Source organism: Nocardioides pacificus, from assembly GCF_054775955.1.
In genome coordinates, this window is the sequence record NZ_BAAHCI010000011.1 from 24,268 (window position 1) to 39,653 (window position 15,386).

Below are 15,386 nucleotides of genomic sequence, written 5' to 3' on the forward strand. Positions count from 1 at the left end.
CGCGGCCGACCGGTCGGTGAGTTAGGGTGCCCTAACTTCATCGAGCGAGGAGGTCGGCGTGGCCCGCATCTTCCGTGACGCCTGGGCCATCCCGCATGTGCGGGGGAGCAGCGTCCTGGACGTCGCCCACGGGCAGGGCGTCGCGATGGCTCGCGACCGGTCCTGGCAGCTCGAGCACCAGCGCCGTCGGGCCACCGGGACGAGTGCCGAGCTCCTCGGTCTCGCGGCAGTGCCGGCGGACCGCTTGGCGCGACGGGCCGGGATCGCGGAGATTGCGCAGCGCGCCCACGGTGCGCTCGACGAGGAGACGCGCGCCTTCGTTGCGTCGTACGTGCGCGGCGTCAACGACGCTCTCCACACCGACAGTCCCGAGTTCGTCCGTCTGGGCGTGGCTCCCGCGGCTTGGGAGCCTTGGACCCCCATCGCCGTCTTCCTCTCCCAGCACCTGCTCTTCGCGAACCTCACCGCCAAGCTCTGGCGCACGCACGCCCGCCGCATGCTGGGCGAGGAGGCCGCCCTGCTCTCCCACGAGGGCCCCAGCAGCAGCGGGAGCAACGCCTGGGCCGTCGGGGGCGACCGCACCGCGAGTGGCAGCCCGCTGGTCGCCGGGGACCCGCACCGGCTGATCGAGGCGCCCGGGGTCTACGCGCAGGTCCGCTTGGCCTGCGACGAGTTCGACGTGGTCGGCTTCGCCTTCCCCGGAGTCCCCGGCATCCAGCACTTCGGGCACGCCGGCAGCGTCGCGTGGGCGATCACGAACGCGATGGGCGACACCCAGGACCTGTTCGACGAGCAGCTGCGCCGGGTGGATGACGGCCGGGTGGAGGCCCTCGGTCCGGACGGCTGGGAGCCGACTCGCAGCCACCTCGAGACGGTCCTGGTCCGCGGCGCCGACCCGGCGGCGGTCGAGGTGGTCGTGACCGCGCGGGGGCGGGTGGTCTCCGGCGGTGTCGACGGCGGGGGCGACGGTGGGGCGATCAGCCTGCGCACGCCGCCCGACGTGCTCGGTGCGTGCGGGTTCGACGCCCTTCTCCCGCTGCTGCGCTCGCGCACCGCGGACGACGTCGACGCAGCCCTCGGGCACTGGGTGGAGCCGGTCAACAACGTCCTGGTGGCCGACGCCGCGGGGACGGTGCGCTATCGGGTCGCCGGTCGGGTGCCGCTGCGGGCCGAGGCGAACCGGCAGACGGTGGTGCCCGCCGAGGACGCCGGTGGCGGTTGGACCGGTTGGCTCGCCGACGCGCTGCGCGAGGAGGTGGCGCCCGACGGCCACGCGGTCACCGCCAACGAGCGACGGGGACCGCAGAGCGACCGGATCGGGGTGGAGTTCGCTCCGCCGCACCGGGCGCAGCGACTCCACCAGCTCGTGGCGGGGCGCACCGGCCTGAGGGTCGAGGACCTCGAGGCGATGCACGGTGACACCCTGCTGCTGGCGGTGCCCCTCTTCCAGAGGCATCTGCGCGGGCTGGCACTGGATGAGGTGGCACCTGGCAGCAGGGGGCAGGAGGTCCGGGCGGAGATCGTGGCCTGGGACGGCCACCTGGACACCGAGTCCCGTGGGGCAGCCGCCTTCGCCGCCTGGCGCTCGGCCCTGACAGCGCGGCTGCTGGCCGAGCGGCCCCTCGCGGACCTCGCCGCGACCCCCGCGCCGTACGACGAGGTGTTCGGGCCGTGGCTCAGCGTGCCGGGCCGCGTGGGGCTGGCCCTGGAGGCGCTGGTGGCGGCCGATCGGCCCTTCGGGATCGACGTCGCCCGGCTCTCCGCACGAGCGTTGGAGGACGCGGCGGGTCATCGGGACACCTGGGGTGCCACGCACGTGCTGACCCCGGTGCACGCCTTCGAGGTGGCCGACGCCGATCTCGATCCGCCGCCGCTGCCCGCCCCGGCGGTGCCGGGCGACAGCGACACGGTCCGCTGCACCTCGTCGGTGCCCGGTGTGAGCGACGAGTGCTGGCGCGGCTCGGTGGCGCGCTATGTGTGGGACCTCGCGGACCGCTGCGCGAGTCGGTGGGTCGTCCCGCTGGGGGCGGCCGGCGACCCGCGCAGCCCCCACCACACCGACCAGCAGCAGCACTGGCTGGAGGCGCGCCTGGTGCCGATCGTGACCGACTGGACCGAGCTGACCGAGGAGCTCTCGTGAGCTGGAGCGTCGACCTTCCCGACCACGGCCGGTTGACGGTCGGGCGGCTGGACCCGCACGAGGATGCGCGGCTCCTGCACAGCTGGGTGGTGCAGGAGCGGGCGCGCTTCTGGATGATGCGCGACCACACGCTCGACGAGGTCCGCGAGGTCTACACGTGGATCGACGAGCAGCCCACCCACCACGCCTGGCTGGTGCGTCTCGATGACGAACCCGTCGCGCTCCTGCAGGACTACGAGCCACGCGCCGAGCCGGTGGGGGAGACCTACGACGTGCGCGACGGGGACCTGGGCATCCATCTCCTGCTCGCGGGCACCTCCGCCCCGCGTCGCGGGTTCACCGGCGCGGTGGTCACGCCGTTCCTGCGCCACGCCCTCGCCGCGCCCGCCGTACGCCGTCTGGTCGCCGACCCCGACGTGCGCAACACCCGGGCGATCGGCCGTTTCGAGAGGCTCGGCTTCACCCGGGGGCCGGTGGTCGACCTTGCGGTCAAGACGGCGCAGCTGCTCTTCCTGGACGCGGACGAGGAGCGGGGGAGCGGGACGCAGGGCGAAGGGGCCTAGACCACTCGACGGTGCCGCGTAACCTCCGGAGGGCGCAGCGGTTGGTGAGGCGTCCCACCACGGCCACCGTCAGTCCCTTCTCAGGGCCGGCGCTCGGAAAGAAGAGTCATGACCGCCAGTCTCACGATGGTCCCCGGTCCCACCACGACCATCCGCGTCACGGGCGCGCTGGACCTCCAGTCGGCCGCCCGCCTCGCGCGCGCCCTGCAGGATGTCGACCGCGCGTCGTGCCGCCGACTGGCCATCGATCTGTCGGGTGTCACCTTCGCCGACTGCTCGGGACTGAGCGTGCTGATCGCCGCCCGCCGGCAGTTCAACGGCTCGGGCACCCAGCTGCGGGTCGGCCCGGTGAGCCCCGCGGTGCAGCGGATCGTCGCGCTGGCGCGGGTCGAGGGGATTCTCGACCCGCTCGTCGCGGCCTGAGCCTCTCCGCCGATCCCCTCGATCGCTCGAACGAACCACCCTCGGGCCACCCCTCGCCCGGAACCTTTACCAACGCGCTGATAGCCCCACCGGGCCGGATCTCGTTGGACAGGGTGCCCTCGCCCCGCTGGAGGAACCTGTGTCGCCACTTCCGTGCACGGCTGTGTCCGCCCTGCTCGACTTCCTGCTCGCCCGCGCCGAGGAGGATGCGCGCGAGGCGTGCGCCGGGAGTCAGATCGACCACGTGCTGCTCGACGGCAGCCAGGTGGTGCGCACGTTGGTACGGCGGGTGCGCGCCGCGGTCGCCCGCGGTGAGGCACCGCCCCAGTTGCACACGCTTCAGGTGCGTGCTCTTCTCTATGCCGACCATCGCGACTTCCGCGAGGAGTGGCGCCCCTGTGAGAGGGGCGTGCGAGTGGAGATGCTCTTCACGAGCAGACCCCACCTGAGACGCCACAGGTGAGGGCGTCTCAGGTGGGGCACCTGGGGTGAACGACGGGACTTGAACCCGCGACATCCGCGACCACAACGCGGCGCTCTACCAACTGAGCTACGCCCACCACGGTTCCGGCCGAGGGCCGGAACGCAGAGAAAGTGTAACGGGTGTCAGGAGTCCTGCTGACCACCGGGGGTCGACACGGTCTCGGTGAGTCCGGTGAGGGCCCCGGCGTGGCGCGCGGCGATGGCCTTGGCGGTCTCGCTGTCGGGGCCCGGGGCGGGGACGAAGACGGCCTCGCGGTAGTAGCGCAGCTCCTCGATGCTCTCCTGGATGTCCGCCAGGGCGCGGTGGTTGCCGCGCTTGGCGGGCGACTGGAAGTAGGCCCGGGGGTACCACCGGCGAGAGAGCTCCTTGATGGAGGAGACGTCCACGATCCGGTAGTGCAGGAACGACTCGAGCGTCGCCATGTCGCGCGCCAGGAACGCGCGGTCGGTCGCCACGGTGTTGCCGGCCAGCGGCGGCCGGCTGCCGTCGGGGCAGTGCTCCTTGATGTAGGTGAGCACCTGCTCCTCGGCGTCGGCCATCGTGATGCCGTGCTCCAGCTCGGTGAGCAGACCCGACGTCTCGTGCATGTTGCGCACGAAGTCACCCATCTGGTCGAGCGCCTCCGCAGGGGGCTTGATGATGAGGTCGATGCCCTCGCCCAGCACGTTGAGGTCGAAGTCGGTCACGAGGGCGGCGACCTCGATGAGGGCGTCGGCGTGCAGGTCGAGGCCGGTCATCTCGCAGTCGATCCAGACAAGTCTTTCATTCACGAGCAGTCACACTACCCACGGGACTAAGGACCCGGTTGGGCGCGTTACTCAGCAACGCCTCAGTCGAGCCGTCTAGGGTCGAGACGTGTGGCACTGGCTGGGACTCCTCGGGCGCGTCATCGTGGGCGGCGTCTGGATCGTCGCGGGCGCGCTCAAGCTGCCTGACCCTGCGGCGAGCGTGCGCGCCGTACGCGCCTACGACCTGCTGCCCGAGGCGATCGTCCCGGCCACCGGCTACCTGTTGCCCGTCCTCGAGGTCGTGGTGGGGCTCTGCCTGGTCCTCGGCCTCCTCGTGCGGGTCAACGCCCTCATCTCGGCGCTGCTCTTCGCGGCCTTCATCGTCGGCATCTCCGCCGCGTGGGCCCGCGGCCTGTCCATCGACTGCGGCTGCTTCGGCGGCGGCGGCGCGCAGGCGGGAGCCGAGGACAAGTACCCGTGGGAGATCGCGCGCGACGCCGCGCTGCTGCTGGTCTCCCTCGCGCTCGCCTGGCGTCCGCGCAGCGCGCTGGCGCTCGACACCTGGCTCTTCGGACTCCCCGTCCGGTCACGAGAGGAATGACGCATGTCCAAGAAGGCTGCCTCCCAGTCCCGCGCCGAGCGCGCGGCCGCGGCCCTGCAGGAGCAGAAGAGGCACGAGCGGAATCTCCGGCTGGCCATCGTCGGCTCCATCGTCGCCGTGCTGATCGTCGTCATCGGCGGAGGGGTGATCTGGAACGCCTCGCGTGACAAGACCGGCGACGAGCGCACGGCGGTGCCGGCCGACACCACCGACGACTACGGCGTCGTGCTGGGCGACGAGTCAGCCCCCAAGACCGTCACCATCTATGAGGACTTCCTCTGTCCCAACTGCGCGATGTTCGAGGAGGCCGTGAGCGCGGACCTGCGTGACGCCGTGGACGCCGGCAGGATCCAGCTCGAGTTCCGTCCGGTGACCTTCCTCGACCAGGCGTCCTCCAACGAGTACTCCTCGCGCGCCCTCAACGCGGCGATGGTGGTCCTCGACACGGCGGGCAAGGACGTCTTCTGGGAGTTCCACGACACGCTCATGGAGCAGCAGCCCGCCGAGGGTGGGCCCGGCCAGGAGGACGACGAGCTGATCGAGATGGCGGTCGAGGCCGGCGCCGACGAGGACGAGATCCGCCCGGGGATCGAGGACAAGGTCTTCGAGCAGTGGGGGGTCGACGCCACCGACGAGATGTCGAAGAACGGAGTCAACGGGACGCCGACGACGCTGGTCGACGGCGAGGTCATCGAAGGCGAGTCGCTGCAGGAGATCGCCACCAAGCTGCTCGAGGCGATCGGCTGAGCCCAGGTCGGGTGCGGGCCCTGGTCTTTGGCACACTGGCTCGATGAGTGCTCTGAGCCCCACCAGCCTGTCCGAGTTCGTCGCCGGTCTGCCGAAGGCCGAGCTGCACGTGCACCAGGTGGGCTCGGCCTCGCCCCGGATCGTCTCCGAGCTGGCCACGCGCCACCCGGGCACGGTGCCCGCCGACCTCGATGCCCTGCGGGAGTTCATGACGTTCCGCGACTTCGGGCACTTCATCGAGGTCTACCTCGCGGTCGTCGACCTGATCCGCACGCCCGAAGACGTCCGGCTGCTGACCTATGAGGTGGCTCGAGAGATGGCCCACGCCCAGCAGGTGCGCTACGCCGAGCTCACCTGCACGCCGTACACGTCGGTGCTGGCCGGGGTCCCGATCGAGGCCTACACCGAGGCGATCGAGGATGCTCGGGTGGCAGCCGAGCGTGACTTCGGGATCCGGCTGCGCTGGATCTACGACATCCCCGGCGAGCTGGGCATCCCCGCCGCCGAGGCGACCCTCGACTATGCGCTGAACCACCGCACCGATGCGCTGGTCGGCTTCGGGCTGGGCGGCCCGGAGATCGGGGTGCCGCGTCCGCAGTTCCAGCCGCACTTCGACGCGGCCCGGGCGGCCGGGCTGCACAGTGTGCCGCACGCGGGGGAGACCACCGGGCCGGAGACGGTCTGGGACGCGCTGCGGGTGCTCGGTGCCGAGCGGATCGGGCACGGCACCACCGCCATCCAGGACCCGTCCCTCATTGCCCACCTGGTCGAGCACCGCATCCCGTTGGAGGTGTGCCCCACCTCCAACCTCGCGACCCGGGCGGTGGCCTCGCTCGACGAGCACCCGCTGCGAGCGCTTCACGACGCCGGCGTCGTCGTCACCATCAACAGCGATGACCCGCCGATGTTCGCCACGACGCTGAACCGGGAGTACGAGATCGCGGCCGACCTGCTCGAGCTCGATCGAGCCGGCCTCGGCGACCTGGCTGTCGCCGCCGTGGACGCGTCGTTCCTCGACGACTCCGGCAAGGCGGACCTGCGCGCCGAGATCACGGCGTACGTCGCGCAGGGCTGAGCGCCCTTTCTGGATCAGTTCCGTTTCCCTGGGCGGCCGGCGGTATGCCCGCAGCCGGCGCGGGTACCGCCGCCCTTGTCGACTACACGCAACCCCAGAGGCAACGAGAAGGAGACCAGCAATGGATCCGAGCAAGCCGGCCAAGGCCGTGAAGGACGCCCTGGAGGCGACCGCCGAGAAGGCGGCCGACATGATGACCCCGGAGGTTCCCGGCACACCGGGAGCTGCGCCCGCGACGCTCGAGGAGCCCACCGAGCCGACGCCGCCGCTGCCGCCCAAGAAGGACCAGGGGACGCCCGAGACGCGGACCCCCACGGGTGCGGAGACCGGGGCCCCTCCGACCGCGGCCGCCCAGCAGGGCGCCTATCTCACCACCGCCAACGGCGCGCGACTGCGCGACACCGATCACTCGCTCAAGGCCGGCCTGCGCGGACCGACGCTGCTGCAGGACCACCACCTCCGCGAGAAGATCACGCACTTCGACCACGAGCGCATCCCGGAGCGCGTCGTGCACGCCCGCGGCGCCGGTGTGCACGGCGTCTTCGAGGGCTACGGCACCGCGGAGAACGTCACCAAGGCCGGCTTCTTGGCGAAGGGCAAGAAGACCGACGTGTTCGTCCGGTTCTCCACGGTCCTCGGATCGCGGGGGTCCGCTGACACGGTGCGCGACACCCGCGGGTTCGCGACGAAGTTCTACACCGAGGAGGGCACCTTCGACCTCGTCGGCAACAACATGCCGGTGTTCTTCATCCAGGACGGGATCAAGTTCCCCGACATCATCCACGCGGGCAAGCCGCACCCGGACCGCGAGATCCCGCAGGCCCAGAGCGCGCACGACACGTTCTGGGACTTCGTCTCGCTGCACACCGAGGCGCAGCACCACGCGATGTGGAACATGTCCGACCGCGGCATCCCGCGCTCCTACCGGATGATGGAGGGCTTCGGGGTCCACACCTTCCGCCTCATCAACGAGGCGGGGGAGACGGCGCTGGCGAAGTTCCACTGGAAGCCCAAGCTCGGCGTGCACTCGCTGACGTGGGAGGAGGCGCAGCTGATCGGCGGCCTCGACCCGGACTTCCACCGCCGTGACCTCTTCGACGCGATCGAGGCGGGGGCCTACCCGGAGTGGGAGCTCGGCATCCAGGTCTTCCCGGACACCCCCGAGGAGACGTTCGAGGGCATCGACCTGCTCGACCCGACGAAGATCGTCCCCGAGGAGCTGGCCCCGGTGCAGCTCATCGGCAAGATGACGCTCAACCGGAACACCACGAACTACTTCGCCGAGACCGAGCAGGTGGCGTTCCACCTCGGACACATGCCGCCCGGCATCGACTTCACGAACGACCCGCTCCTGCAGGCGCGTCTGTTCTCCTACGTCGACACGCAGATCACCCGGCTCGGTGGCCCGAACTTCACGCAGATCCCGATCAACCGGCCCCACGCGCCGGTCAACGACAACCTGCGCGACGGCTTCCACCAGCACGCAGTGCACGGCGGGGTCGCGCCGTACAAGCCGAACTCACTCGACGGCGGCAACCCCTCGCCAGCCAGCATCGAGGAGGGGGCGTTCATCGACGTGCCCGTCCGGGTGCCTGAGGCCACGAAGGTGCGCGAGAACCCGGCGTCCTTCGACGACCACTACAGCCAGACGCGCCTGTTCTGGCTGAGCATGAGCCCGGTGGAGAAGGAGCACATCATCCGGGCCTACACCTTCGAGCTCGGCAAGTGCTACGAGCAGGCCATCAAGGAGCGCCAGCTCCAGTGCCTGGCCAACATCGACCCGTTGCTGTGCTCCGAGGTGGCGACCGGCCTCGGCCTCCCGGCCCCCGAGCCGACCATCGAGTTGATCGACTCGACGCCGAGCCCTGCGCTCTCGCAGGTCGGCGGAGTCTGGCCTCCCGACGGCCGGATGGTCGGCATCGTGGTCGACCCCGACGGCGACCTCGACGGGGTGCGCGCCCTGCGCCAGACGATCTTCGCCGCCGGCATGGTGCCGCTGCTGATTGCCCCGCACGGTGGCATGGTCGAGGAGATGCCGGTGCAGCGCACGTTCGCGACCGGACGCTCCGTCGAGTACGACGTGCTGCTGGTCGCCGGCAGCCCCGTGCCCGCGCCCGACGCCCAGCCCGCCCGGGACGCGAAGGCGGGCGCAGGAGACTCGGCCGCGATCGACCCGCGCGTGACGCTGATGATCGACGAGTGCTGGCGCCACGCGAAGGTCATCGGTGCCTGGGGCGCCGGCGTCGACGCGGTCACCCAGGCCGGCGTTGCCGGCACGCCTGGGGTGGTGACCGGTGAGAACGCTGCTGCTGTCTTCACCGAGGTGCAGGAGCTGATGGCGTCGCACCGCGTGTGGGAGAGGTTCCCCGCGACGGTCGCCTGATCGGCGCACGAGAGCGATCAGCAACGGTGCCGGCCATCCCTGCGTGAGGGATGGCCGGCACCTGCATGTCTGGCCGCGTCTAGGCCGGGAGCTCGGCCGCGAGGTGCTCGCGGCGGATCTGGGTGAGCTGGTCGCGCAGCTCCGGGTCCTCCATCACGAGGTAGACGAGCCCGCAGTCCTCGGGGCCGCTGGCGCCGGAGAAGCAGAGCAGGCAATCCTCGCCGGGACGGATCGGGCACTTGGGATTGGGCCGGGTCTTGGCCCGGTGTCGTTCGGTCATCGTGATCATCTCCCACGCCCGACGCTACGAGGGCCGTCGGACAGCGCACAGGGCCGAACGACTCTGCAGGTTGCGCAGCGCCGTTCGCTGGTCGAGCAGGTTGCGCAGCCCCCTCGGTGGTCGAGTTGGTTGCGCTAGCAACCGACGTCGAGACCCTCCGCACCCCTCGGTGGTCGAGCAGGTTGCGCTAGCAACCGACGTCGAGACCATGGCGATGGTTCGAGACAGGCGCTGCGCGCCTTCCTCAACCAGCGGGGACATGCCGAAGCTCCCGCCGGGTGCTGCCTACGGCGGGGTGCGGGGCGATGCAGCTACTCGTCGGGCGGTGGTACGGCGCGAGACCGTTCACGGGCGACGTCGAGTGTCCCGGTGTGATCGCGCAGGTACTGATACCCCTGAGGGCTGGTCCACAGGAACGTGCCGGGGTCGATGACGGTGTAGGTCCACGGCGAGTGGGTCTTGTGGCGGTGGTGTCTGCGGCACAGCGGGGCTAGGTTGCAGGAGCACGTAGCTCCGCCGGCTGCGTGTTCGCGGACGTGGTCGCAGTCGGCGCGGTGCCCGTCGGGCTTGAGCTTGCGGGCTGGTCGGGTGCACCAGGGGAACACGCAGCTGTGGTTGATCAACGCGACTCGTTCGACGAGGCGGTCGGGGACTTCGTAGGCGCCGACGTGGACGTGGTCCTCCAGGTCGATGACCGGCTTCACGGTGACCTGGGCGTCGGGGCTGGCGCACCAGTCGCGGACCTGTTCGGCGGAGACGAAGGAGCGGGTGTTCTCGAGTCGGGCGAGGTGGAGGCGGTCCCGGGCCCCGTCGCCGTCGGCGCCGACGCTGTCGTCGAGGGCGCGGGCGCGCAGTGCCTCGTGGGAGAGGTGGACGTAGAGCACCACCTGACGCGGACGCCGCGGTGTCCCCCGGGTGAGGGTCGGGCCCTCGGAGGCCGTGGTGGATGAGCACGGTTGATCGGGAGCAGGGAATGAGTCGGATGCACCACCCTGAGCCGGTGTCGCGACGTCGCCGGTGGTGGGCTCGCCATCGCGTGCGCTGCCGGTGGAGGACTCATCGTCGTCAGTGTTGTTGAGGTCGAAGGCGAGCTGCCGGCGGGCGAGATCGGCGACCGCCTTCGCCCGTCGGGCACCGAGCGGTTCCTCGGACCCGAGAGCGCGCTGGGCCTCGGCCCCGGAGGTGACGGCGGCGTCGAGGTCCATCGCGTCGGCGATGTCGAGCTCGCCGCGGATAGCCATGGTGCCGTCGTAGGAGACCTGGTGGGTGTCGACGTCGAAGCAGCGGCCGTCGGCTGCGTTGCGGCGGCGTTGCTCGGCGTCCTCGGGCTGGAACTGGACCCGGGCCTCCTCGATCAGTCGGTCCAGGGCAGCGATGCCGATCTTGTGCGCGACCGGCGCGACGTGGCGGTCCACGAACGCCGCGCCGTCGGGCACGAGGCTCATCGTGGCGTCGGCGATGCGGCGGGCCTTCCACGCCACCAGGTCGCCGGAGCAGACCCGGGCCCACACCTTGGGGAGGCGATATCTGAGCTCGACGGCTTGGCCGATGTAGCGGTTGCCGGCGTCGGTGGACATGCCGACGGCGAGGGCGAACTCGGTGATCGCGAACTCCGCGACCAGCGGGGCACCCTCGCCGGCGATGGGGAGGCCTCGGTCGCCGTAGCCGTCGTGGGCGAGTGCGGCGTCGGTGAGGGAGTCGACGGAGTGCATGGCGGCCCAGTCGACTGCGAGTTGGAGCTGCTCTGCCTCGAGGCGGTCCGCCCCGGTGCGGCGTGCCCGGGCAGCCTCGAGCACCGCGGCGGCGGTGTCGGGGATGGCTGTCTGGGACATGGAAATAGTCAAGCAGGGGGCGCCGACACTGCCCCCGCCCAGAAGCGGCGCGACGCGCTACCTGTGGAGAACTTTCTTCGCGGTTGGGTCTCGACGTCGGTTGCTACGCAACCTGCTCGACCAACGAGGGCGCGGGTGGGTCTCGACGTCGGTTGCTGCGCAACCTGCTCGACCAACGAGGTGGGGCTACGCAACCTGCTCGACCAGCGAGGTGGGGCTACGCAACCTGCTCGACCAACGAGCGGGCCGCGCAGCCTCCACCACGCGGGACGGGTGCTGTTCTGTCCACGCAGGTTGGGTACGAGGTCGGCTGGTGACTTGCCGCCGAGTGCGGTGTGGCCGCGGTGGTGATTGTAGGTGTGGAGCCATTCGTTGAAGAGGGCTGCACGCTCGGTCTCTGATTTGTAGGGCCGGGCGTAGGCCCACTCCTCGAGGGCGGTGCGGTTGAATCGCTCGACCTTGCCGTTGGTCTGTGGCCGGTACGGCCTGGTCCGCTTGTGCTTGATGGCATCGCCCAGGGTCTTGGCGAACAACGTCGAGCGGTAGCAAGAGCCGTTGTCGGTGAGCACTCGCTGGACGGTGATGCCAACGGACTCGAAGTAGGCGTTGGCCCTGACCCAGAACGCGGCGGCGGTTTCCTTCTTCTCATCGGTGAGGAGCTCGCTGTACGCGAGCCGCGTGCAGTCGTCTACGGCATTGTGGATGTACCAGTAGCCGATCTTGCCGCGCGTGGTGTTCTTTCGCCCGGCCGCTCGGCCCAGCACTTTGTGTCCGCCTCTGTCGGGGATACGACCGAGCTTCTTGATGTCGATGTGCACCAGGTCGCCGGGGGCGTCGTGGACGTAGTGGTGGATCTTGCGTCGCGCCCACTTGATCCGCACCCCAGTGGCGGGGTCGGTCCAAGCCAGCGGCGGACATCCGTAGCGACGCAGGATCTTGTGCACCGTGGAGGGCTGAAGACCCAGTCGGTAACCGATGCGAGCTGGCCCCCACCGCCGAGCGACTCGCAGCCCGATCACCCGTCGCTCCGTGCGGGTCGGCGTCCGGTGCGGCGAGGCCTTGGGTCGCGATGGCCGGTCGGTCATGCCAGCACGACCGTAGAGCCGGTACCGATCAGCCCATCGACGAGCGGTGGTCACTGAACAGTTCCAGCGTTCGGCAGCACGGCGCAGCGCCCAGCCGTTGTCGACGATGAGCTGGGCAAGACGTAGCCGTCCAGCAGGAGTCAGGCACGCGTTAGCGTGGGACACGAAGGCCTCCGGTTGTGAGATGTGGGTGCGTGGTAGCTCCACACCTCACCCGGAGGTCTTCGTCATCGTCCAGCCGGCACGCCGTACCTAACGTCCGTGGTCAGAACAGCTAGCGCTGGCTCAGGCCGCAGGTGGCGGGGCCCTCGAGGAGCTCGCCGTCGGCATCGAACCGGGAGCCGTGCAGGGGGCAGTCCCAGCTCGTCTCGGCGTCGTTCCAGCTCAGGATGCCGCCCAGGTGAGGGCAGACGGCCGAGACACTGCGCACCTGCCCGTCGACGCGGGAGACGGCCGTGGGCGTGCCGGCGTGGTCGTAGCGGACGACTCCCTGACCCTCCTCGGGGCTGCCCTTCTCACTCCACGGCCCGAGCCCGGCGACGGGGCGGAGCCAGCCGCGGGTCATCTCGAAGCCGACCTCGGCGTTGATCCGGGCGGCGTCGACGGTGCCGCGCAGCATGCTCGGCGTCCAGGTCTCGAAGGCCGCCGCCCACTGCGTCTGGCCGCCGAGGATGCGGCTGCTGAGGGCCAGCCCGGCTGCCACGCCGTTCGTCATCCCCCATTTGGCGTATCCGCCTGCCACGAGGATGTCATCGCGACCGGGCAGGACGGGGCCCACATAGGGCAGGCCACTGGCCGTGACGTAGTCCTGAGCCGACCAGGCGTGCGTCTCCTGGGCTCCCGGGTAGTGGGCGTGCGTCCAGCGCCGCAGGTCCTCGACCTTCGCGCGCTCGGAGCGGGCGCGGCCGACCGTGTGCCCGTTGCCGCCTACGAGGAGCAGGCTGCTCGGGTCGCCGTCGGGCCCGCCCAGGGGTACGTCGCGCAGCGAGCGGCTGGGGGAGTCGGCGGCGAGGTACATCGCGTCGACCGCGGGGGTGGGCGTACGGAACGCGAGGATGTAGGAGCGCTCGGGGCTGGCCCGGGCGAAGAAGGCGCCGCGGTCGAGGATCGGCATGTTCGTCGCGATCACGACCCGGGAGGCGCGGGCCTCGCCAGCCGTGGTCGACACCCGGACGGGCGCCTTGCCGGTCACGCGCCGCACCCGGGCGCCCTCGATCAGGGTCACCCCGTGACGTACGGCGTCGGCGGCGAGCGCGTCGAGGAGCTTCATCGGGTCGAGCTGCAGCTGGTCGTCGAGCCGCACCGCGCCCTGGGTGGGGAACGGCAGGTCGAGCTCGTCGACCCACTCCACCGGGAGCCCGGCGGCGGAGGCCACGTCGTACTCCCGGCTTGCCGAGCGGCGACCGAGCGCCCCGTTGGCGTAGGTGTAGGCCGCGCGGTGCTGGACGTCGACGCCGTGCTGCCCGCAGTACTGCTCCACCCAGGCCTGTGCCTCGAGGTTGCCCAAGACGTACTGCTCGACCGTGCGCTCCGGATGACGGCGCTTGATCCGTGACAGCGTCGTGCCCTGCAGCAGGCTCAGCTTGGCGGTGCTCCCACCCGTGGTGCCATAGCCGATCTGGCGCGCCTCGATCAGGGCGACCGACTGGCCGGCTCGCGCGAGCAGGAGAGCGGTGGTCAGGCCGGTGATGCCGGCGCCGACGACCACCACATCCCACTCACCGTCGACGGTGGACTGCACCGGCAGGGGCGAGGGGCGGCCGTCGCGCCACAGCGAGGACATCGTCATGTCAGTCCTTCCCCTCGTTGCGTCGCCCACCGTCGTTGGGCTGGCTCCCGTTGTTCTGGCCCCCGTTGTTCTGGGAGGCGTGCTCGAGCCGGATCGCCCGACCCTTGGCGATGTCCTCCTCCTCCTTCTCCTGCTTCTTCTCGATGTTGCGCGTGTCGCGCGGCGGCAGCTGGACGGTCTTCTCCGCCTTCAGCCCCGCCTGGAGCTCGCGGCCACGCTCGAGCTCGGAGTCCAGCTCGGCGCCGAACAGCAGAGCGATGTTGGTCAGCCACAGCCAGAGCAGGAACGCGATGACGCCTGCGAGCGAGCCGTAGGTCTTGTCATAGGACGAGAAGTTGGCGAGGTAGAACCCGAAGGCCGCCGACAGCAGCACCCAGGTCACGATCGCGAGGAAGGCCCCGACGCTGATCCAGCGGAATTTCGGCTGCTTGATGTTGGGGGTGCCCCAGTAGAGCAGTGCCACGATCACGACCACGACCACGAGCAGCACCGGCCACTTGGCGATCTGCCAGGCGAGTACGGCGGCGTCCCCGAGACCGACGGCGGAGCCCACCGAGTCGGCGACCGGCCCGGTCAGGACGAGCGAGAGCAGCGCGAAGGCCGCGAGGATCACGAGCACGAGCGTGAGCAGGATGTTGGCGGGGCGCAGCTTCCAGATCGGGCGGCCCTCGTCGATCTCGTACATCCGGTTCATCGCGCGGCCGAACGCCCCGACGTACCCACTGGCCGACCAGAGGGCGCCGGCGAGACCGAGGATCAGCGCGAGGCCGGCGCCGGGAGTGTTCGAGAGCTCCAGCAAGGTGGGCTCGATCGTGTCGGCCATCGATCCGGCGCCGATGTCGCGCAGGATCTTCATCATCTCGTCGATGGTTTTGGTGCCCTGGTCCACCAGACCGACGATCGAGAGCAGCGCGATGGCTGCGGGGAAGAGCGCCAGGACGGCGTAGTAGGTCAGCGCAGCAGCCAGGTCGGTGCACTGGTCCTTGGAGAACTCGCGCACGGTCTTGCGCCCGACGTATATCCACGACCGCTTGGTCAGGTCGGTGGGGGAGTCCGCCTTGCCCTGGTCGTCGGGGTCGAGGTGCTCGCGTTCCTGCGGGGTCCGGGCCCCCGAGTCGCTGTCGTGCGACGTGTGGTCCCGGGTGTCGCTGTCCCGGGGCTCGTGGTCAGGGGACTTGCGGCGCAGCTTCATGCCATGGCGGGTACCCCGGCGGCCGAGCAGTCATGCCGCGCTCGGCCGTCGGGTCCTCACCTCA

13 protein-coding genes, 1 tRNA gene and 1 pseudogene are annotated in these 15,386 nt (G+C 70.5%); 8 read left to right on the forward strand and 7 right to left on the reverse strand.

Translation table 11 applies throughout. The annotated features are described in order from the left end of the window. Positions 1-58: 58 nt before the first annotated feature. From ACYU7L_RS13755 to ACYU7L_RS13770, 4 genes are all read left to right on the forward strand, one after another. Entirely contained in the window at positions 59-2,140 is a 2,082-nt protein-coding gene (locus tag ACYU7L_RS13755) for a penicillin acylase family protein (RefSeq protein WP_460797562.1), read from the forward strand. Continuing rightward, complete coding sequence (locus ACYU7L_RS13760; RefSeq protein ID WP_460797564.1) at positions 2,137-2,703, forward strand: GNAT family N-acetyltransferase; 567 nt, start codon at positions 2,137-2,139, stop codon at positions 2,701-2,703. The genes ACYU7L_RS13755 and ACYU7L_RS13760 overlap by 4 nt, the downstream gene beginning before the upstream one ends. A gap of 108 nt (positions 2,704-2,811) precedes the next feature. After that, positions 2,812-3,126 (forward strand): STAS domain-containing protein, encoded by a 315-nt coding sequence (locus ACYU7L_RS13765; RefSeq protein ID WP_460797566.1) that lies wholly within the window; start codon positions 2,812-2,814, stop codon positions 3,124-3,126. 163 nt (positions 3,127-3,289) lie between these two features. Beyond that, positions 3,290-3,589, forward strand: coding sequence for a hypothetical protein (locus ACYU7L_RS13770; RefSeq protein ID WP_460797568.1), 300 nt, complete (start codon positions 3,290-3,292; stop codon positions 3,587-3,589). 21 nt (positions 3,590-3,610) lie between these two features. On the opposite strand, the gene ACYU7L_RS13775 is transcribed toward ACYU7L_RS13770, so the two are convergent. Beyond that, a tRNA-His gene (locus ACYU7L_RS13775) sits at positions 3,611-3,686 on the reverse strand. Between the two features lie 46 nt (positions 3,687-3,732). Continuing rightward, positions 3,733-4,380 carry an oligoribonuclease gene (orn, locus tag ACYU7L_RS13780; RefSeq protein WP_460797570.1) on the reverse strand — a complete coding sequence of 216 codons (648 nt, stop codon included), beginning with the start codon at positions 4,378-4,380 and terminating at the stop codon, positions 3,733-3,735. 85 nt (positions 4,381-4,465) lie between these two features. Here orn and ACYU7L_RS13785 point away from each other — a divergent pair, with 85 nt between their 5' ends. The 4 genes from ACYU7L_RS13785 to ACYU7L_RS13800 all read left to right on the forward strand — a co-directional run bounded on the left by ACYU7L_RS13785 (position 4,466) and on the right by ACYU7L_RS13800 (position 9,144). Then, positions 4,466-4,939, forward strand: coding sequence for a MauE/DoxX family redox-associated membrane protein (locus ACYU7L_RS13785; protein WP_460797572.1), 474 nt, complete (start codon positions 4,466-4,468; stop codon positions 4,937-4,939). A gap of 3 nt (positions 4,940-4,942) precedes the next feature. Next, entirely contained in the window at positions 4,943-5,686 is a 744-nt protein-coding gene (locus ACYU7L_RS13790) for a DsbA family protein (protein WP_460797575.1), read from the forward strand. A 43-nt stretch (positions 5,687-5,729) separates the two neighbouring features. After that, positions 5,730-6,761 (forward strand): adenosine deaminase, encoded by a 1,032-nt coding sequence (locus tag ACYU7L_RS13795; protein WP_460797578.1) that lies wholly within the window; start codon positions 5,730-5,732, stop codon positions 6,759-6,761. Between the two features lie 121 nt (positions 6,762-6,882). Next, the gene (locus ACYU7L_RS13800) at positions 6,883-9,144 is read left to right on the forward strand and encodes a catalase (RefSeq protein ID WP_460797580.1); all 2,262 of its coding nucleotides are present in this window, start codon (positions 6,883-6,885) and stop codon (positions 9,142-9,144) included. Between the two features lie 79 nt (positions 9,145-9,223). Here the strand turns inward: ACYU7L_RS13800 and ACYU7L_RS13805 are convergent, their stop codons facing one another. From ACYU7L_RS13805 to ACYU7L_RS13825, 5 genes and pseudogenes are all read right to left on the reverse strand, one after another. Then, positions 9,224-9,424 carry a DUF6767 domain-containing protein gene (locus ACYU7L_RS13805; RefSeq protein WP_460797583.1) on the reverse strand — a complete coding sequence of 67 codons (201 nt, stop codon included), beginning with the start codon at positions 9,422-9,424 and terminating at the stop codon, positions 9,224-9,226. A gap of 311 nt (positions 9,425-9,735) precedes the next feature. Further along, on the reverse strand, positions 9,736-11,256 hold the full coding sequence (locus ACYU7L_RS13810; protein WP_460797585.1) for an HNH endonuclease signature motif containing protein: 1,521 nt from the start codon (positions 11,254-11,256) through the stop codon (positions 9,736-9,738). 281 nt (positions 11,257-11,537) lie between these two features. After that, positions 11,538-12,506: pseudogene (locus ACYU7L_RS13815) on the reverse strand (IS481 family transposase); the annotation flags it as partial. A 109-nt stretch (positions 12,507-12,615) separates the two neighbouring features. After that, positions 12,616-14,130: an FAD-dependent oxidoreductase gene (locus ACYU7L_RS13820; RefSeq protein WP_460797587.1), complete on the reverse strand. Its 1,515-nt coding sequence runs from the start codon at positions 14,128-14,130 to the stop codon at positions 12,616-12,618. 1 nt (position 14,131) lies between these two features. After that, on the reverse strand, positions 14,132-15,322 hold the full coding sequence (locus ACYU7L_RS13825; protein WP_460797589.1) for a YihY/virulence factor BrkB family protein: 1,191 nt from the start codon (positions 15,320-15,322) through the stop codon (positions 14,132-14,134). Positions 15,323-15,386 lie beyond the last annotated feature (64 nt).

Excerpts from the sequence above, each read along its gene's own strand:
- ACYU7L_RS13805 (WP_460797583.1), bottom strand. The coding sequence starts at position 9,424 with ATGACCGAACGACACCGGGCCAAGACCCGGCCCAATCCCAAGTGCCCG.
- ACYU7L_RS13800 (WP_460797580.1), top strand. The coding sequence starts at position 6,883 with ATGGATCCGAGCAAGCCGGCCAAGGCCGTGAAGGACGCCCTGGAGGCG.
- ACYU7L_RS13825 (WP_460797589.1), bottom strand. The coding sequence starts at position 15,322 with ATGAAGCTGCGCCGCAAGTCCCCTGACCACGAGCCCCGGGACAGCGAC.
- ACYU7L_RS13795 (WP_460797578.1), top strand. The coding sequence starts at position 5,730 with ATGAGTGCTCTGAGCCCCACCAGCCTGTCCGAGTTCGTCGCCGGTCTG.
- ACYU7L_RS13790 (WP_460797575.1), top strand. The coding sequence starts at position 4,943 with ATGTCCAAGAAGGCTGCCTCCCAGTCCCGCGCCGAGCGCGCGGCCGCG.
- ACYU7L_RS13810 (WP_460797585.1), bottom strand. The coding sequence starts at position 11,256 with ATGTCCCAGACAGCCATCCCCGACACCGCCGCCGCGGTGCTCGAGGCT.
- ACYU7L_RS13820 (WP_460797587.1), bottom strand. The coding sequence starts at position 14,130 with ATGACGATGTCCTCGCTGTGGCGCGACGGCCGCCCCTCGCCCCTGCCG.
- ACYU7L_RS13765 (WP_460797566.1), top strand. The coding sequence starts at position 2,812 with ATGACCGCCAGTCTCACGATGGTCCCCGGTCCCACCACGACCATCCGC.